This is a genomic window from Streptomyces sp. NBC_01363, from assembly GCF_026340595.1.
In the GTDB taxonomy this organism is placed as follows: domain Bacteria; phylum Actinomycetota; class Actinomycetes; order Streptomycetales; family Streptomycetaceae; genus Streptomyces.
Genome location: NZ_JAPEPF010000001.1, coordinates 3,500,403 through 3,517,881, shown reverse-complemented (window position 1 = coordinate 3,517,881; position 17,479 = coordinate 3,500,403). Strand labels below are relative to the sequence as shown.

The window sequence follows — 17,479 nt, the reverse complement described above, 5'->3', positions numbered from 1 at the left end:
ATGGTCTGTTGCGTTCCGAGCAATCTATCCGCCGGGCGTACCGATTAGCCTGCGCGCCGTGACCTCCCTGAACAGCCACGGCATCCGTTTCGCCTTCGGCACCCTGACCGTGTTCCCCGTCCGCGTCACCCGCTGGGACCGCGAGACCGCCCGCGCCGGGATGCTGTGCGCACCGCTCGCCGGCCTCGTCGTGGGCCTGCTCGCGGCGGTGCCCGGCGGCCTGTTGCTGCTGCTCGGCTCGGGGCCGCTGCTCGCCGCGGTCGCCTCGGCCGCCGTTCCCGCCGTGCTGACCCGGGGTCTGCATCTGGACGGTCTCGCGGACACCGCCGACGGCCTGGGCAGCGGCAAGCCCGCCGACGACGCCCTGCGGATCATGAAGCAGTCGGACATTGGGCCATTCGGTGTGATCACCCTGCTGTTCGTGCTGCTGGCCCAGGTCGCGGCGCTCCATCAGCTGTACGGGCAGGGCTGGGCGTACGGCGCGGTGGGGGCGGCCGTCGCCGCGGTCACCGCCCGGCTCGCGCTCACCCTGGCTTCCCGCCGGGGCGTACCGCCGGCCCGCCCGGAGGGGCTGGGCGCTGCGGTGGCGGGCACGGTCACGGTCCGGGGCGCGGTGGCGGTCGGGGCCGTGGTGGTCGCGGGCTGCGCGGGGGCGGGTGCGCTCCTCGGCGGCTACGGGGCGCTGCGCCACGCGCTGGCCGCGGTGGCCGCGCTCGGTGTCGCCCAGCTCCTGCTGCGGCACTGCGTGCGGCGCTTCGGCGGGGTGACGGGCGATGTCTTCGGCGCGCTGGCGGAGACCGCGGCGACGACGGCCCTGGTGGTCCTGACGTTCGGTCAGGCGCCGGTCCTCTAGGCGCGGGCCTTCGGGCACTCCTGGCGCCACACGCCCAGTTCGTACTTCTTCAGCAGCGAGCTGAGCCCCAGCCGCCGCGACCCGGCGCAGAACCGGCTGACGGGCAGCTCGTACTCGACGTGGAAGACGGCCTTGCCCGCCTTCACGAACGGGGTGAGCTTCCCGCACTCCTCGTACTGCGCGCACTGCTCGTTGACCGCGAAGTCGAAGTCCGGCTCCAGCTCCGGGATCTGCCCGAGGTCGTTCTTCAGGCCGACGGCGAGCCCGTGGCGGTGGGCGATCCGGGCGATGAGCCGGTTGTAGCGCAACTGGTCGGCGGCGGTCAGCGGGAAGCCGGTGCGGTTGCGGTAGCCGTCCATGTTGTCGGGCTCCACCGCGTCGAAGCCCTTCTCCGCGCACATCTCGATCCGCCGCTCCATCAGCGGTTCGAGGACGTCCGTGCGACGGATGTCGAGCCAGTACTCCCCCTCCCAGCCGTTGCCCTTGCCCCGTACCGACGCGGGGAACTTCCCGGCGTCCGGGCGGAAGTCCTCCCAGGCGCCGGTGGAGAGGTAGCAGATCACCTTGCGGCCCCGGCGGTGCAGATCGTCGACCGCCGAGGCCTGGTGGTCGAAGCCGTCGATGTCGTACACCGGGACGTCCACCGTCGGGTCCAGCCGGCCCGAGAGCTGCCACTGCCAGCCGATGCCCGGCTCCGGCCGCCAGCGGCCCTTCCCGGAGGGTTCCGGCGCCGACGTGCAGCCGGTCAGCAGGGTCAGCAGAATCAGTACGGCGGCGGGCAGCGACCGGCCGCTTCCCGTCCCACGTGCGGCCCCACGGGCGTGCATGGTTCTCCCCTGTCGTTCCGGCACCGCCAACGACCCTACGTCCACGACCGGTTCCCGCTCCACGGGCCCCGGACCGGACGCCCGGGACCGCGGCCGGGGCTCCACATCGGGCCACGGACGGCCCGCCGCCGTGATCCCGCAGCAATGGCGCGCGTAGGCTCATTCCCGGCGCATTGCGGCGGCGTCTACGATGCGCCGGGCACGGTCGGCCCACCCCTCGACCGACAACGAACTCAACGGAAGCGAGATTTCACCACCGTGACTGCTCTCACTCTCAGCACTGCCGGTGCGGCGACGCTGCGCGCCGACGCACTCGTCGTCGGCGTCGCCAAGGGCGCTGGGTCCAAGTCCGGGGACCTGGTCCTCGCACCGGGCGCCGAGGCCGTGGACAAGGCGTTCGACGGAAAGCTCGCCTCCGTCCTGAAGGCCCTGGGCGCCGCGGGTGCCGAGGGCGAGGTGACCAAGCTCCCCGCACCCGACGGCCTCAAGGTCCCGGTCGTCATCGCGGTCGGGCTCGGCTCCGTCCCGGAGAAGGACGAGGCGTACGACACCGAGGCGCTGCGCCGGGCCGCGGGCTCGGCCGCCCGTGCCCTGACCGGCTCGAAGAAGGCCGGCTTCGCGCTGCCCCTCGCGTCCGCCGAGGACGCCGAGGCGGTCGCCGAGGGCGCGCTCCTGGGCGCGTACGCCTTCACCGCGTACCAGGGCGGCGAGAACAAGCTCGCCCCCAAGGGCAAGAAGAACGGCAACGGCGCGAAGCTCCCGCTCGGCGAGGTCGCCCTGCTCGGTGCCAAGCCGCGCGACAAGGCGTTCAAGGCGGCCGCCGAGCGCGCCGTCGCGGTGGCCGAGGAGATCAACCGCGCCCGCGACCTGATCAACACCCCGCCGAACGACCTGTACCCCGAGTCCTTCGCCGCCGTGGCCACCACCGCGGGCAAGGAGCACGGCATCAAGGTGCAGGTCCTGGACGAGAAGGCGCTCGTCAAGGGCGGCTTCGGCGGTCTGCTCGGCGTCGGCCAGGGCTCGGCCCACGGCCCGCGTCTGGTGAAGCTCGCCTACACGCACCCGAAGGCGGAGAAGACCCTGGCCCTGGTCGGCAAGGGCATCACCTACGACTCGGGCGGCATCTCGCTGAAGCCGGCCGGCCACAACGAGACGATGAAGTGCGACATGAGCGGCGCCGCCGCCGTGTTCGCGACCGTCGTCGCGGCCGCCCGCCTCGGTCTCCAGGTCAACGTCACCGGCTGGCTGGCGCTCGCCGAGAACATGCCGTCGGGCAACGCCACCCGCCCCGGTGACGTGCTGCGCATGTACAGCGGCAAGACCGTCGAGGTCCTCAACACGGACGCCGAGGGCCGGCTCGTCCTCGCCGACGCGCTGACCCGCGCCTCCGAGGAGAACCCGGACGCGATCGTCGACGTGGCGACCCTGACCGGCGCGATGGTGCTGGCGCTGGGCAACCGCACCTTCGGCATCATGGCGAACGACGACGCCTTCCGTACCTCCATCCACGAGATCGCCGAGGAGGTCGGCGAGGCCTCCTGGCCGATGCCGCTCCCCGCCGACCTGCGCAAGGGCATGGACTCCCCGACCGCCGACATCGCCAACATGGGCGAGCGGATGGGCGGCGGCCTGGTGGCCGGTCTGTTCCTGCAGGAGTTCGTGGGCGAGGGCATCGCCTGGGCGCACCTGGACATCGCCGGCCCGGCCTTCCACGAGGGCGCACCGTACGGCTACACGCCGAAGGGCGGCACCGGTTCCGCGGTCCGCACGCTGGTGAAGCTGGCCGAGCGCACCGCCGCCGGAGACCTCGGCTGAGAGCCTGTCGGGTGACCTCGGATCGGATAGCGGACGCGGTCCGGTGCGTGCGATTCCAAGGCGGAGGAGGGAGTCGACGCGGAGCGTTGGCGACCGACGACAACGCGGGAAGCGTGCGTGCCAGGGCGTGGCCGCCCGGTCGGAGGTCGCCCGACAGGCTCTGAGGCCTCGACCGTGACGTACGGCCCCGGGCATAGGCCCGGGGCCGTACGTGTTGCTCCGATGACATCGCCGCACGGATCCGGCCGGTTTCGCTCTCGACGAAATCAGTAGGGGTCTACGCGGCGGTAACCCCCTGAGACGGATGATCGTCCGTCTCAGACCCGGGCCCCGCGTCCCGCTCACCGTCGACAAGTGCGAAGATGGGTTCTCGGCAGGACAGGGCCCCCACCACAGGGCCGAATAACAAAAGCGGCCGAACACCAGCCGACCGGCCGGTCATCCCCCAGCGACGGGGCCCGGCGTACGGCGCACATGCATGGAGGACGTGACGTGGCGAACGACGCCAGCACCGTTTTCGACCTAGTGATCCTCGGCGGTGGTAGCGGCGGTTACGCCGCGGCCCTGCGCGGAGCGCAGCTGGGCCTGGACGTCGCTCTGATCGAGAAGGGCAAGGTCGGCGGCACCTGCCTGCACAACGGCTGTATCCCCACGAAGGCCCTGCTGCACGCGGGTGAGATCGCCGACCAGGCGCGCGAGGCCGGCCAGTTCGGCGTCAAGGCCACCTTCGAGGGCATCGACATCGACGCCGTCCACAAGTACAAGGACGACGTGATCTCGGGCCTGTACAAGGGTCTGCAGGGTCTCATCGCCTCGCGCAAGGTCACCTACATCGAGGGTGAGGGACGGCTCTCCTCCCCCACCTCGGTGGATGTGAACGGCCAGCGCGTCCAGGGCCGCCACGTGCTGCTCGCGACCGGCTCCGTGCCGAAGTCGCTGCCGGGCCTGGAGATCGACGGCAACCGCATCATCTCGTCGGACCACGCGCTGAAGCTGGACCGCGTCCCGAAGTCCGCGATCGTGCTGGGCGGCGGCGTCATCGGCGTCGAGTTCGCCTCGGCGTGGACGTCCTTCGGCACCGACGTGACGATCATCGAGGGCCTGAAGCACCTCGTCCCGGTCGAGGACGAGAACAGCTCGAAGCTTCTTGAGCGCGCCTTCCGCAAGCGCGGCATCAAGTTCAACCTCGGTACGTTCTTCCAGAGCGCCGAGTACACGCAGGACGGCGTCCGCGTGACCCTCGCCGACGGCAAGACCTTCGAGGCCGAGGTGCTGCTGGTCGCCATCGGCCGCGGCCCGGTCTCGCAGGGCCTGGGCTACGAGGAGGCCGGCGTCGCGATGGACCGCGGCTACGTCCTCGTCGACGAGTACATGCAGACCAACGTGCCCACCATCTCGGCCGTGGGTGACCTGGCCCCGACGCTCCAGCTCGCGCACGTCGGCTTCGCCGAGGGCATCCTGGTGGCGGAGCGGCTGGCCGGTCTGAAGACTGTTCCGATCGACTACGACGGTGTCCCGCGGGTGACGTACTGCCACCCCGAGGTCGCCTCCGTCGGCATCACCGAGGCCAAGGCCAAGGAGCTCTACGGCGCGGACAAGGTCGTCGCTCTGAAGTACAACCTCGCGGGCAACGGCAAGAGCAAGATCCTCAAGACCGCGGGCGAGATCAAGCTCGTCCAGGTCAAGGACGGTGCCGTGGTCGGCGTCCACATGGTCGGTGACCGTATGGGCGAGCAGGTCGGCGAAGCCCAGCTGATCTACAACTGGGAGGCGCTGCCCGCCGAGGTCGCGCAGCTCATCCACGCCCACCCGACCCAGAGCGAGGCGCTCGGCGAGGCCCACCTGGCCCTGGCCGGCAAGCCCCTGCACTCCCACGACTGATCCAGTCGACCGGGCGCGACGACCGACCTACTTCCGCACTTTCGTAAGGAGCAACTGAAACCATGTCGGTTTCCGTAACCCTTCCGGCGCTCGGCGAGAGCGTCACCGAGGGAACTGTCACCCGCTGGCTGAAGGCCGAGGGCGAGCGCGTCGAGGCCGACGAGCCGTTGCTCGAGGTTTCGACCGACAAGGTCGACACCGAGATCCCGGCCCCCGCGGCCGGCATCCTGGCCGCCATCAAGGTCGCCGAGGACGAGACCGTCGAGGTCGGCGCCGAGCTGGCCGTCATCGACGACGGCACGGGTGCCCCCGCGGCCGCCGCGGCTCCGGCCGCCGAGCCCGCGGCCGCCCCGGCCCCGGCGCCGGTCGCCGAGGCCCCCGCCGCCGCTCCGGCCCCCGCGGCCGAGGCTCCGGCCGCCGCACCGGCCGGTGGCGCCGTCGGTACCGACGTCACCCTTCCGGCGCTCGGCGAGAGCGTCACCGAGGGCACCGTCACCCGCTGGCTGAAGGAGGTCGGCGAGGAGGTCACGGAGGACGAGCCCCTCCTGGAGGTCTCCACGGACAAGGTCGACACCGAGATCCCGGCCCCGGTTTCCGGTGTGCTGCTGGAGATCGTCGTCGCCGAGGACGAGACCGCAGAGGTCGGCGCCAAGCTCGCCGTCATCGGTGCCGCCGGTGCCGCTCCGGCCGCTGCTCCGGCCCCGGCCGCTCCGGCACCCGCCGCCGCCCCGGCTCCGGCTGCCCCGGCTCCGGCTGCCCCGGCTCCGGCTGCCCCGGCTCCGGCTCCGGCCCCGGTGGCGCCCGCCGCCCCGGCGCCGGTCGCCGCCCCGGCCGCTCCGGCCGCTCCGGCGCCGGTCGCCGCCCCGGCGCCGGTCGCCGCCCCGGCGCCGGTCGCCGCCCCGGCCCCGGCCCCGGTCGCCGCCCCGGCTCCGGTCACCCCGGTCGCCCCGGCCGCGCCCTCCGGTGACGACGGCGCGTACGTCACACCGCTGGTCCGCAAGCTCGCCGCCGAGAACGGCGTCGACCTGGGCGCGGTCAAGGGCAGCGGCGTCGGTGGCCGCATCCGCAAGCAGGACGTCGTCGCCGCCGCGGAGGCCGCCAAGGCCGCCGCTGCCGCCCCGGCCCCCGCCGCCGCTGCTCCGACCGCCTCCAGGGCGCCGAAGCTGGAGGCATCCCCGCTGCGCGGTCAGACGGTCAAGATGACCCGCATGCGCAAGGTCATCGGCGACAACATGATGAAGGCGCTGCACTCGCAGGCCCAGCTGACCTCGGTCGTCGAGGTCGACATCACCAAGCTGATGAAGCTGCGCAATCAGGCGAAGGCCGCGTTCGCCGCCCGTGAGGGCGTCAAGCTGTCCCCGATGCCGTTCTTCGTGAAGGCGGCGGCCCAGGCGCTGAAGGCCCACCCGGTCGTCAACGCCCGGATCAACGAGGACGAGGGCACCATCACGTACTTCGACTCGGAGAACATCGGCATCGCCGTGGACGCCGAGAAGGGTCTGATGACCCCGGTCATCAAGGGTGCGGGCGACCTGAACATCGCCGGTATCTCGAAGAAGACCGCCGAGCTGGCCGGCAAGGCCCGCGGCGGCGGCCTGACGCCGGACGACATGTCCGGTGCCACCTTCACCATCAGCAACACCGGCTCGCGCGGTGCGCTGTTCGACACCGTCATCGTGCCCCCGAACCAGGCAGCCATCCTGGGCATCGGTGCCACGGTCCGCCGCCCGGTGGTCATCGACCACCCGGACCTCGGCGAGACGATCGCGGTGCGCGACATGACGTACCTCTCGCTCTCCTACGACCACCGTCTGGTGGACGGCGCGGACGCCGCCCGTTACCTGACCTCGGTCAAGGCGATCCTGGAGGCCGGTGAGTTCGAGGTCGAGCTCGGCCTCTGAGCACCGCGGCTGTAACCAGCCTCACCAGCGGCGCCCCCGTCCGGAACACTTCCGGACGGGGGCGCCGCCGTATTGTCTAGACACCACCGGTCGCCCCGGCAATCGTGATGGTGCGGACAAGCACCGGTTTGCCCCGAAGGAGCCCCTCATGACCCCGCCCGTCGTCCACTCGCTGCGCGAACAGATCCGCGAGCACATCGTGGACGGGATCGTCAGCGGGCGCTGGAAGCCCGGCGAGCGGATCGTGGAGCGCCGGATCGCCACCGAGCTGGAGGTCAGCCAGACGCCCGTGCGCGAGGCGCTCCGGGAGCTGGAGACGCTCCGGCTGATCGAGTCGGCGCCCAACAAGGGCGTACGGGTCCGCAATCTCACCGCCGCCGATCTGGAGGAGAGCTACCCCGTGCGGGCCGGTCTGGAGCAGATCGCGGCGGAGCTGGCGGCCCCGTCCCTCGGCGAGGACTGCTCGCGCCTCACACCGCATGTGACGGCGCTCTACGAGGCGGACCGGCTGGCCGACGGCGAGGCGCAGGTACGGCACACCGTGGGCTTCCACCGCGAGATGGTGCGGGCCGCCGGGAACGCGGTGCTGCTGCACACCTGGGAGGGGCTGGGCATCGAGGTGTTCACCGCCCTGTCGATCCGGTGGCTGGGCACGGTGCAGAAGTCGTACGCCGAGGAGCACGAGGCGCTCATCGAGGCGTTCCTGCGCAAGGACCCGGACATCGGGGTACTGGTCAAGGCACATGTGCTCGGCTGCGCGCCGCGCGCCTGAGAGCCGCACGCATCTGTCGCGAGGGGCGCTCGCCTGTGCAGACGGGTGCCCCTTTTAGGTGCTAAATCCCGTCACTCCGTGCCCCGTTTCGCGGCACCGCATGCCACTTTCTTCATATCGAGAAGTTTTGCTCTTCATCCTTTGATCGATCATCGATCGGCGCCTTACAGTTCATTCGCGGGCCCACCGGCCCCATCGCCCTGTCCTGCCAGTCAGGGCCTTCTCCACCCCCCTCCACTCCGGAAGGCGGCGATCATGACCGACCCCGTAGGAAAGCTTCCGAGCGAGCTCGACCAGCTCCCGGACCGTGACCCCGAGGAGACCGCCGAATGGGCGGCCTCCCTGGATGCCGTCACCAAGGCCGCGGGCCCGCACCGCGCCGCGTACCTGATGCGCCGCTCGCTCGAGCACGCCGAGGGCGCCGGTCTCGCGCTGCCCAAGCTGCTGGAGACCGATTACGTCAACTCCATCCCGACCGCCGCCGAGCCCGCGTTCGACGGCGATCTGGAGATGGAGTCCAGGATCACCGCCTGGAACCGCTGGAACGCGGCCGCGATGGTCACCCGCGGCGCCCGGTTCGGCGTCGGCGGCCACATCGCCACCTTCGCCTCGGCGGCCTGGCTGTACGAGACCGGCTTCAACCACTTCTTCCGCGGCAAGGAGGGGGACGGCTCCGGCGACCAGCTCTACATCCAGGGCCACGCCTCCCCCGGCATCTACGCCCGCGCCTTCCTCGACGGCCGGCTGAGCGAGCAGCAGCTCGACAACTTCCGCCAGGAGGCGGGCGGCGACGGTCTGCCGTCCTACCCGCACCCGCGGCGGCTGCCCTGGCTGTGGGAGTTCCCCACCGTATCGATGGGCCTCGGCCCGCTCTCGGCGATCTACCAGGCGCGCTTCAACCGCTACCTCGCCAACCGCAACATCAAGGACACGTCGAACTCGCACGTCTGGGCCTTCCTCGGCGACGGCGAGATGGACGAGCCCGAGTCGACCGCCGCCCTCGCCCTCGCGGCCCGTGAGCGGCTCGACAACCTGACCTTCGTCATCAACTGCAACCTGCAGCGCCTCGACGGCCCGGTCCGCGCCAACTTCCGCGTGGTCCAGGAGCTGGAGGGCGCGTTCCGCGGCGCCGGCTGGAACGTCGTCAAGACGCTCTGGGGCAACGCCTGGGACGAGCTGTTCCAGCTGGACACCACCGGTGCGCTGGTCCGCCGGCTCCGGGAGGTCCCGGACGCGCAGTTCCAGACGTACGCCACCCGCGACGTCGCGTACATCCGTGAGCACTTCTTCGGCGCCGAGCCCGCGCTCGCCGAGCTGGCCAAGCTGCTCACCGACGCGAAGATCGCCGAGTGCTTCTACACCTCGCGCGGCGGCCACGAGGCCCGCAAGGTGTACGCGGCGTACAGGGCCGCCGTCGAGCACAAGGGCGCGCCGACCGTGATCCTCGCCCAGACGGTGAAGGGCTTCACGCTCGGCAAGGGCTTCGAGTCCAAGAACGCCAACCACCAGATGAAGAAGCTGTCCGTCGACGAGTTCAAGGACATGCGCGAGCTGCTGGGACTCCCGATCCCCGACAGCGCCTTCGTCGACGGCCTGGTGCCCTACGGCCACCCGGGCGCCGACTCCCCCGAGGTCCGTTACCTCCAGGAGCGCCGCGCCGCCCTCGGCGGTCCCGCCCCGGCCCGCCGGACGCACGCCGTGGCGCTGCCGCAGCCCGAGGAGCGCGCGTTCGCCGCGCTGAAGAAGGGCTCCGGCAAGCAGGAGATGGCCACCACCATGGCCTTCGTGCGCCTGGTCAAGGACCTGATGCGGGACAAGGAGACCGGCAGGCGCTGGGTTCCGATCGTCCCGGACGAGGCCCGTACCTTCGGTATGGAGTCGCTGTTCCCGTCGGCCGGTATCTACTCGCCGCTGGGCCAGACGTACGATCCGGTCGACCGCGACCAGCTGATGTACTACAAGGAGGCCAAGGACGGCCAGATCCTCAACGAGGGGATCACCGAGGCCGGGGCCATGGCCGACTTCATCGCCGCCTCGACGTCGTACGCGACGCACGGCGAGACGATGATCCCCTTCTACATCTTCTACTCGATGTTCGGCTGGCAGCGGACCGGCGACCAGTTCTGGCAGCTCGCCGACCAGCTGGGCAAGGGCTTCATCGTCGGTGCCACGGCGGGCCGTACGACGCTGACCGGAGAGGGCCTCCAGCACGCGGACGGCCACTCGCACCTGATCGCGTCCACGAATCCGGCGTCGCTCAACTACGACCCGGCGTTCGCGTACGAGATCGCGGTGATCGTCAAGGACGGTCTGCGGCGGATGTACGGTCCCGAGGCCGAGAACGTCTTCTACTACCTGACGGTCTACAACGAGCCGAAGCCGCAGCCCGCGATGCCGGAGGGCGTCGAGGAGGGCATCGTCAAGGGCCTGTACCGCTTCAAGGAGGGCACCGGGGCCTCGGCCGACGCCCCGCGGGTCCAGCTGCTGGCCTCCGGTACGGCGATCCACTGGGCCCTTCAGGCGCAGGAGCTGCTGGCCGCGGACTGGGGGGTCACGGCCGATGTCTGGTCCGCCACCTCCTGGGGCGAGCTGCGCCGCGAGGCGCTGGAGTGCGACGAGGCGCTGCTCCGGGGTGAGCAGCGGGTGCCGTACGTGACCCAGGCTCTGGAGGGCGCACCGGGTCCGGTCGTCGCGGTCAGCGACTGGATGCGTCAGGTCCCGGACCAGATCAGCCAGTGGGTGGAGCAGGACTGGTCCTCGCTCGGCACGGACGGTTTCGGCCTCTCCGACACCCGCGACGCGGCCCGCCGCCACTTCGGCGTCGACGCGCAGTCGGTCACGGTCGCGGCCCTGGCCCAGCTGGCCCGCCGCGGCGAGGTGACCGCCTCCGCGGTCAAGGAGGCCCGGGAGCGGTACGGGCTCTGACGGCCCGGAAGACGGGGTCCGGGCCCGCCCCGGCCCCCGTCCCGCCCGTCCGGCGCAGGCTTTGTCCTCGATCGCCGGACGGGCTTGTTCTGCCTCCGGAGCCGGCGAGATCAGGCCTGTCGGCGATCGAGGACATCTTCTGAGCCCGGCCGGCGCTTGAGGCCACCGCCCCCGGGCCCGTGGAACACGCACCGCGTACCGCGGCCACAATGGCCGCATGCGCGCTGCCCGTCTCATCAGAATGGTGCTGCTCCTGCAGTCCCGTCCCGCCATGACCGCCGCCGAGCTCGCCCGGGAGCTGGAGGTGTCCGAGCGGACCGTGACCCGGGACGCGCAGGCGCTCTCGGAAGCGGGTGTCCCGGTGTACGCGGACCGGGGCCGGGCCGGGGGCTACCGGCTGGTCGGCGGTTACCGCACCCGCCTCACCGGCCTCGCCCGTGACGAGGCCGAGGCGCTCTTCCTCTCCGGACTGCCGTCCGCCCTGCGCGAGATGGGCCTGGAGGACGCCGCGTCCACCGCCCGGCTCAAGGTGTCGGCGGCCCTGCTGCCCTCGCTGCGAGACGCCTCCGACAGTGCCGGCCGGCGCTTCCACCTGGATGCTCCCGGCTGGTACCAGGAACCGGTCACCCCCGAGCTGCTGCCGGCCGTCGCCGAGGCCGTCTGGGACGACCGGATCGTCCGTGCCCGCTATCGCCGGGGCGGCCGGGACGGCGATGTGGAGCGGGAGATGGCACCGCACGGGCTCGTCCTGAAGGCCGGGGTCTGGTACGTCTGCGCCCGGGTGGGAGACGACTTCCGGGTGTACCGGATCGATCGGTTCTCGGCCGTGACGGTGTCCGACGAGCGGTTCGAGCGCGACGAGCGGTTCGATCTGCCGGGCTTCTGGGACGAGCGGGCCGCCCAGTTCGCCCGTTCGCTCCTGCGGGCCGAGGTGACGGTGCGGGTGTCGCCGGAGGGTGTACGCCGACTGCCGCACACCATGGACCGTTCGGCGGTCCACGAAGCCCTGGAGGCGGCCGGCCCGCCCGATGCCGAGGGGTGGCTCACGGTCACCCTGCCGGTCGAGTCCGACGAGGTCGCCTACAGCCAACTGCTGGCTCTGGGGCCGGAGTCGGAGGTCCTGGAGCCGACCGCTCTGCGGGACCGTTTCGCCGCGGCCGCCGAACGCCTGCGCGAGCTCTATCGCTGAGGGTTTCTTTTCCCCGCGTCCGCGTGCGTCGCCTGTCGCCAGGGCCGATGCTTGACCCGTGATGGACGAGACGGAGTTCTGGGAGCTCATCGACAACTCCCGCGCGGCCGCCGAGGGCGACCCCGAGGACCAGGCCGACCTGCTCGTCGAACGGCTGGTGCGGCTCGATCCGGATGCGGTGCTGGACTTCGCCAGGCACTTCGAGGCCCGTTTCAACCGCGCCTACCGCTGGGATCTGTGGGGCGCCGCCGCCGTGCTGCTCGGTGGCGCGAGCGACGACGCCTTCGACTTCTTCCGCTACTGGCTGATCGGCCAGGGCCGGGAGATCTTCGAGGGCGCCCTGCACGACCCGGACGGCCTCGCCGATCTCCTCGACGACTTCGACGAGGAGATCGACGGGGACGCCGAGGATCTCGGCTACGCGGCCGACGAGGCGTACGAACAGCTCACCGGCGTGGTCGCCCCGGACCTCGGCCTGCCGCCCCAGGCCGCCGAGCCCGAGGGCACCCCCGTGAGCTTCGAGGACGAGGCGGCCCTGGCGGAGCGCTTCCCCTCGCTCTGGGAACGGTTCGGGCCGGGCTGACGGGCCCTCCCGCGCCGTCGCGTCAGAAGTGGGTTCCGCCGTCGATCCGGATCTCCGTACCGGTGATGAACGCCCCGTCCCGGGAGCCGAGCATCGCGACGACGCCGGCGACGGTGTCCGGGCTGGCGAAACCCGCCCCGAGCGCCGGGGACAGCTTCATGAAGAGCGACATGTCGGCGTCGGCGGGCAGCCCCGGCCCGTTGCCGCTGGTCATGTCGGAGGAGATCGAGCCGGGCGCGACGGCGACGAACCGCACCCCCTGCTTGCTGTACTCGCTCGCCAGCGCGTGCGTCATCGACTGGATGCCGCCCTTGCTCGCCGCGTACGCCGACATGTACGGGTGCGCGAAGCTCGCCGAGGTGGAGGAGAAGTTCACGACGGCCGGCTCGTCGCCCGCCAGCAGGGCCGGTATCGCCTCGCGGATCATCAGGAACGTACCCGTGAGGTTGACCGCGATGATCTTGTTGAAGAACTCCAGCGATGTCTTGTGGGTGTGCTCGGAACGCAGGATTCCGGCCGCGTTGACCAGGACGTCGAGCCCGCCGAGGGTCTCCACGGCGGAGGCCACGCCCGCCCGGACCGCGGCCTCGTCCGAGATGTCCAGGACGAGGGTGGTGAGGCGCCCTGCGGTGCCGTTCGCCACGGCCGTGTCGTGGGTGGCCTTCAGTCCGGCCTCGTTGACGTCGGCCGCGACGACGTGGCCGCCCTCGGCGAGGACGCGGTGGACGGTGGCCTGCCCGATGCCGGAGCCGCCCCCGGTGACGAGTGCGCGGCGGCCTTCGTAGCGGTTCATGTCTGTATCTCTCCCGATCCCGGCGACTGCTGTCCCGAAGCGTTTCGGCGGCGCCCCGATGACGTCCCGATCGATGTCCACCGTACGCCTGGATGGCACGTTTTGCCATGACGGCATTTCGCGCACACCTCTCCCCTGCCGGGGTAATCTCCTGGGAATGAGCACCGAGCCGACTCAGCCGTCCCTCACCGAGCGCCGCAAGGCGGCGACCCAGCTGGACATCGCGCGCGCCGCGGCCTCGCTCTTCGCCGAGCGGGGCCCCGACGGCACCACGGCGGAGGACATCGCCGGCCGGGCGGGCGTGGCACTGCGCACCTTCTACCGCTACTTCCGCTCCAAGCAGGACGCGGTGGGTCCGCTGCTCTCCGGCGGCGCCGAGCGCTGGCGGGCACTGCTGGAAGCGGCCGAGCCCGGGGACCCGCTCGCCGGGATCCTGGAGCGGGCGGTCACCGAGGCGCTCCGGGCGCCGGGCGCGGACGGCGCCGAGCAGCTCGGCTGGACGCGCGGGCTGCTGCGGGCCGCGGCGGACGACGCGGCGCTGCGTGCCGTCTGGTACCGGGTCAATCAGGATTCGGAGGAGCGGCTGCTGCCGGTGCTGACCCGGCTGGCGGGCGACGGGGCGGACCCGCTGGAGGTCCGGCTCGCCGCGGCCGCCGCCACGGACGCGGTACGTGTCGCGCTGGAGGCCTGGGCGGCGACGGACGCGCCGCCGACCGGGCCCGGCTCACCCGCCGATCTGGCGGTGCGCTGCCTGCACGAACTCATCGGCGGCATGCGGCTGTTCAAGGGCTGAGCGGGGAGCGAGAGCCGGTCCGTACCGATCCGCCGGACAGTCCCCGGGGTCACGGGGCGAGCGAGCGGCCCATGAGTACGTCGTCGACGTAACGCCCGTCCAGGAAGAACTCACCGGGCAGCACGCCCTCGACGACGAACCCCTCCGACTCGTACAGGGCGCGCGCGGGCGCGTTGTGCCCGAGCACCCGCAGGGTCATCCGGTTCGCCCCGTCACCGCGGGCGGTCGCGAAGGCGGCCCGCAGCAGGGCCCTGGCGACGCCGCGACCGCGCGCCCAGCCGGCCACGGCGAGGCCCTGTATCTGCCGGACGTGGGCGTTGCAGGCCAGCGGGGTCGCAGGGATCAGCCTGATGTATCCGGCCGGGCGCGGCTCGCCCGCGTCGTCCCGCGCCTCGGCCACCAGGAGGTCCTCGGGCCGGTGGCGCTCGTCGAAGAACGGCGGGTACGGCGGCTGCGGCCTGGGCATCACGGCGTGCAGCGTCGACCAGGTGGCGCGGTCGAGTTCACCGAGAGCGGCTTCGTCGGAGAGGGCGGCCGGACGGACGGAGCAGGACGGGGGCGTGGAGTTCTCGGGCATGCGCGTCACTGTGCCACGGCACCCCTCGCCCGGTCAGCCGCATTTCGCCGCTCGGCGCACCGAGGACACGAGGGCTGTCGGCCCGGCAGATGGGCCCGGCCGGGCCACTGGGGCAGGATGGACCCATGCTGCCCTCCCGTATCGCTGTCACCGGAGCATCCGGACTCATCGGAGCGGCGCTGGTGCGTTCGCTCCGGGCCGACGGGCACGAGGTGGTGCGCCTCGTACGGCATCCCGCGCGGGCCGGCGACGAAGTGGAGTGGGATCCCGGGCGGGGGTACGTCGACGTGGCGGGCCTGGTCGGCTGCGACGCCGTCGTCCATCTCGCCGGGGCCGGGGTCGGTGACCACCGCTGGACAGCGGCGTACAAGCGGGAGATCCGGGACAGCCGGGTGCTGGGGACGGCGGCGATCGCCGAGGCCGTCGCCTCGCTGGACGTACCGCCGAAGGTGCTGCTGTCCGGATCGGCGATCGGCTACTACGGCGACACCGGGGACCGCGCCGTCGACGAGAGCGCCCCGGCCGGCGAGGGCTTCCTGCCGTCCGTCTGCGTGGCGTGGGAGGCGGCCACGGCAGCCGCCCAGGAGGCGGGCGTACGGACGGTGCACGCGCGCACCGGTCTGGTCGTCGGCCGCGAGGGCGGCGCCTGGGGCCGGCTCTTCCCGCTGTTCCGGGCGGGGCTCGGCGGCCGGCTGGGCAACGGACGCCAGTACTGGAGCTTCATCGCGCTGCACGACGAGGTCGCGGCACTGCGCCACATCCTGGACACCGAGTCGCTGTCGGGTCCGGTGAACCTGACCGGACCCGACCCCGTCACCAACAGCGAGGTGACGGCCGCGATGGGGCGGGTGCTGCACCGCCCCACGCTCTTCACGGCTCCGGCACCGGCCCTGCGGATCGCCCTGGGGGACTTCGCGGAGGATGTGCTGGCCAGCCAGCGGGTGCTGCCGGGACGGTTGCTGGACTCGGGCTTCGTGTTCGCCTTCCCGGGAATCGACGGGGCGATCCGCGCGGCACTGCGCTGAGCGCGCCGCGAGAGCACCGGCACTCGCCGGACCTCCTCCCGCGCGCCGCCGGTCGGCGCACCCTCCGCGAAATCGGACGGACATGCGACCCCGTGCAACGGTGCCCCGGGTGCGCGCGACTGCGTCTTCGCCGGCCGCCCTCCTAGCCTCCTTGCGAACTCGGGCATTCCGGGGGCCTGTTGGGGGCAAGAGCCTCCCAGCAGTCGCGCCGACTCGGGGAGGGGCACGTGCTCAGCACGGCACACCACGCGGACGTCGTCATCATCGGGGCCGGGATCGCCGGTCTGTCAGCAGCCCATCGATTGACCAGTGCAGGGGTAAGCGTCAGTGTCCTGGAGGCCGGCCCCCGGGTCGGCGGCCGGATGACCACCGCGGAGCTGGACGGCTTCCGGCTCGACCACCTCGGCCCGCTCCTCAGCACCTCCTGCCCGGAGCTGCGCACGACGCCCGGCCTCGAAGGGCTGGTGCTGCGCAACTTCGCCCCGGGGGTCCTCGTCCACAGCGAGGGGCGTCAGTACCGCACCGGCGATGTACGGGGCGCTCGGGGCGCATTCAAAGCAGCGCGCGCCCTCGCAAGCGCCCCCCGGCCACCGATGGGCGGGCCGATCGACCAGGCCCGGCTGGGCGCCGCCCTGTCCCGGCTCGCCGCCACCCCGTCCGCCCGCATCCTGGCCCGTCCCGAACAGACCGCGCTCGCCGCCCTGTCCCACCGCGGCCTGCCCTCCCGTACGGTCAACGGCTTCCTCCGCCCGCTGCTCTCCGCGCTGCTCAGCGACCCCGGGCTCAGCACGTCCAGCCGGTGCGCCGACCTCGCCCTGCGCGGCTACGCCCGCGGCAGGCTGTGCGTGCCCGCGGGCGGCTCGGGCACCCTGCCCGAACTCCTGGCCGCCGCGCTGCCGCCCGGCACCGTACGTACAGGTGTGCATGTCACGGCTGCCGACATCACCTCGGTCCGCACCAAGGAGCACGGCGAACTGGGCTGCCGTTCCCTGCTGCTGGCGACCGGCGCGGGCGCCGCCGCCGAGCTGCTGCCCGGCCTGCGGGTGCCGCCCTTCCACGCCGTGACGGTCCTTCACCACACCGCCCCCGTTCCCCCGCCGACCGGTGCCGCACTGCTGCTGGACGCCGACCGGTCGGGCCCGGTCGCGCACACCGCGGTGATGAGCGCGGTCGACCCTTCGCGCGCCCCGCGCGGCCGTACGCTGATCAGCTCGACGGTGCTCGGCACCCCGCCGCCCGACCTGGACCGCACGGTCCGCGCCCATCTCGCCGCGCTGTACGGCACCCCCACCGACGACTGGGAGCTGCTGGCCTCCCACCACGACCCCGAGGCGGTCCCCGCGATGCCGGCCCCGCACGATCCGCGCCGCCCGGTGCGGCTGCTCGCCGGTCTTTACGTGTGCGGCGACCACCGCGACACGAGCACGGTGCAGGGCGCCCTGTTCTCGGGCCGGCGCGCGGCCGAGGCGATCCTCACCGACCTGGGCGTACGGCCGGGGAGCGGGACGGCGCTGTCCGAGGCGGCGTAGGGCTCGCGACGTCCGG

At 72.3% G+C, this 17,479-nt stretch carries 14 protein-coding genes; 11 read left to right on the top strand and 3 right to left on the bottom strand.

What is annotated here, in order from left to right:
* Positions 1-58: 58 nt before the first annotated feature.
* Entirely contained in the window at positions 59-853 is a 795-nt protein-coding gene (locus OG611_RS16185) for an adenosylcobinamide-GDP ribazoletransferase (RefSeq protein ID WP_266420221.1), read from the top strand.
* Here OG611_RS16185 and OG611_RS16180 read toward each other — a convergent pair.
* On the bottom strand, positions 850-1,680 hold the full coding sequence (locus OG611_RS16180) for an endo alpha-1,4 polygalactosaminidase (protein ID WP_266420219.1): 831 nt from the start codon (positions 1,678-1,680) through the stop codon (positions 850-852). The genes OG611_RS16185 and OG611_RS16180 overlap by 4 nt on opposite strands.
* A 258-nt stretch (positions 1,681-1,938) precedes the next feature.
* Between OG611_RS16180 and OG611_RS16175 the strand changes: the two genes are divergently transcribed.
* The 7 genes from OG611_RS16175 (at position 1,939) to OG611_RS16145 (ending at position 12,746) form a co-directional block, all read left to right on the top strand.
* The gene (locus tag OG611_RS16175; protein WP_266420216.1) at positions 1,939-3,495 is read left to right on the top strand and encodes a leucyl aminopeptidase; all 1,557 of its coding nucleotides are present in this window, start codon (positions 1,939-1,941) and stop codon (positions 3,493-3,495) included.
* A gap of 492 nt (positions 3,496-3,987) precedes the next feature.
* Complete coding sequence (lpdA, locus tag OG611_RS16170; RefSeq protein ID WP_266420213.1) at positions 3,988-5,376, top strand: dihydrolipoyl dehydrogenase; 1,389 nt, start codon at positions 3,988-3,990, stop codon at positions 5,374-5,376.
* A gap of 62 nt (positions 5,377-5,438) precedes the next feature.
* On the top strand, positions 5,439-7,277 hold the full coding sequence (gene sucB, locus OG611_RS16165; RefSeq protein ID WP_266420211.1) for a 2-oxoglutarate dehydrogenase, E2 component, dihydrolipoamide succinyltransferase: 1,839 nt from the start codon (positions 5,439-5,441) through the stop codon (positions 7,275-7,277).
* A gap of 148 nt (positions 7,278-7,425) precedes the next feature.
* Positions 7,426-8,049 carry a GntR family transcriptional regulator gene (locus tag OG611_RS16160; protein WP_266420209.1) on the top strand — a complete coding sequence of 208 codons (624 nt, stop codon included), beginning with the start codon at positions 7,426-7,428 and terminating at the stop codon, positions 8,047-8,049.
* Positions 8,050-8,304: 255 nt separating this feature from the next.
* Entirely contained in the window at positions 8,305-10,974 is a 2,670-nt protein-coding gene (aceE, locus tag OG611_RS16155; protein ID WP_266420207.1) for a pyruvate dehydrogenase (acetyl-transferring), homodimeric type, read from the top strand.
* Positions 10,975-11,191: 217 nt separating this feature from the next.
* Positions 11,192-12,163, top strand: a complete 972-nt coding sequence (locus tag OG611_RS16150) for a YafY family protein (protein ID WP_266420205.1) — start codon at positions 11,192-11,194, stop codon at positions 12,161-12,163.
* Positions 12,164-12,224: 61 nt separating this feature from the next.
* A complete protein-coding gene (locus OG611_RS16145) occupies positions 12,225-12,746 on the top strand; it encodes a DUF4240 domain-containing protein (protein ID WP_266425928.1) in 522 nt (173 codons plus the stop codon).
* A 22-nt stretch (positions 12,747-12,768) separates the two neighbouring features.
* Here OG611_RS16145 and OG611_RS16140 read toward each other — a convergent pair whose 3' ends face one another.
* Positions 12,769-13,539 carry an SDR family NAD(P)-dependent oxidoreductase gene (locus OG611_RS16140; RefSeq protein ID WP_266420204.1) on the bottom strand — a complete coding sequence of 257 codons (771 nt, stop codon included), beginning with the start codon at positions 13,537-13,539 and terminating at the stop codon, positions 12,769-12,771.
* Between the two features lie 157 nt (positions 13,540-13,696).
* On the opposite strand from OG611_RS16140, the gene OG611_RS16135 reads away from it, so the two are divergent.
* Entirely contained in the window at positions 13,697-14,332 is a 636-nt protein-coding gene (locus OG611_RS16135) for a TetR family transcriptional regulator (protein WP_266420202.1), read from the top strand.
* A 49-nt stretch (positions 14,333-14,381) separates the two neighbouring features.
* On the opposite strand, the gene OG611_RS16130 is transcribed toward OG611_RS16135, so the two are convergent.
* Positions 14,382-14,909: a GNAT family N-acetyltransferase gene (locus OG611_RS16130; protein WP_266420199.1), complete on the bottom strand. Its 528-nt coding sequence runs from the start codon at positions 14,907-14,909 to the stop codon at positions 14,382-14,384.
* A gap of 125 nt (positions 14,910-15,034) precedes the next feature.
* On the opposite strand from OG611_RS16130, the gene OG611_RS16125 reads away from it, so the two are divergent.
* Together OG611_RS16125 and OG611_RS16120 are read left to right on the top strand one after the other, a co-directional pair.
* Positions 15,035-15,934 carry a TIGR01777 family oxidoreductase gene (locus tag OG611_RS16125; RefSeq protein ID WP_266420197.1) on the top strand — a complete coding sequence of 300 codons (900 nt, stop codon included), beginning with the start codon at positions 15,035-15,037 and terminating at the stop codon, positions 15,932-15,934.
* 227 nt (positions 15,935-16,161) lie between these two features.
* On the top strand, positions 16,162-17,463 hold the full coding sequence (locus OG611_RS16120) for an NAD(P)/FAD-dependent oxidoreductase (RefSeq protein ID WP_266420195.1): 1,302 nt from the start codon (positions 16,162-16,164) through the stop codon (positions 17,461-17,463).
* Positions 17,464-17,479: the final 16 nt, after the last annotated feature.

What these genes read in the sequence shown, in the direction of transcription:
- OG611_RS16180 (WP_266420219.1), bottom strand. Translation starts at nt 1,680, where the DNA reads ATGCACGCCCGTGGGGCCGCACGTGGGACGGGAAGCGGCCGGTCGCTG.
- sucB (WP_266420211.1), top strand. Translation starts at nt 5,439, where the DNA reads ATGTCGGTTTCCGTAACCCTTCCGGCGCTCGGCGAGAGCGTCACCGAG.
- OG611_RS16160 (WP_266420209.1), top strand. Translation starts at nt 7,426, where the DNA reads ATGACCCCGCCCGTCGTCCACTCGCTGCGCGAACAGATCCGCGAGCAC.
- aceE (WP_266420207.1), top strand. Translation starts at nt 8,305, where the DNA reads ATGACCGACCCCGTAGGAAAGCTTCCGAGCGAGCTCGACCAGCTCCCG.
- OG611_RS16150 (WP_266420205.1), top strand. Translation starts at nt 11,192, where the DNA reads ATGCGCGCTGCCCGTCTCATCAGAATGGTGCTGCTCCTGCAGTCCCGT.
- OG611_RS16145 (WP_266425928.1), top strand. Translation starts at nt 12,225, where the DNA reads ATGGACGAGACGGAGTTCTGGGAGCTCATCGACAACTCCCGCGCGGCC.
- OG611_RS16140 (WP_266420204.1), bottom strand. Translation starts at nt 13,539, where the DNA reads ATGAACCGCTACGAAGGCCGCCGCGCACTCGTCACCGGGGGCGGCTCC.
- OG611_RS16135 (WP_266420202.1), top strand. Translation starts at nt 13,697, where the DNA reads ATGAGCACCGAGCCGACTCAGCCGTCCCTCACCGAGCGCCGCAAGGCG.
- OG611_RS16130 (WP_266420199.1), bottom strand. Translation starts at nt 14,909, where the DNA reads ATGCCCGAGAACTCCACGCCCCCGTCCTGCTCCGTCCGTCCGGCCGCC.
- OG611_RS16125 (WP_266420197.1), top strand. Translation starts at nt 15,035, where the DNA reads ATGCTGCCCTCCCGTATCGCTGTCACCGGAGCATCCGGACTCATCGGA.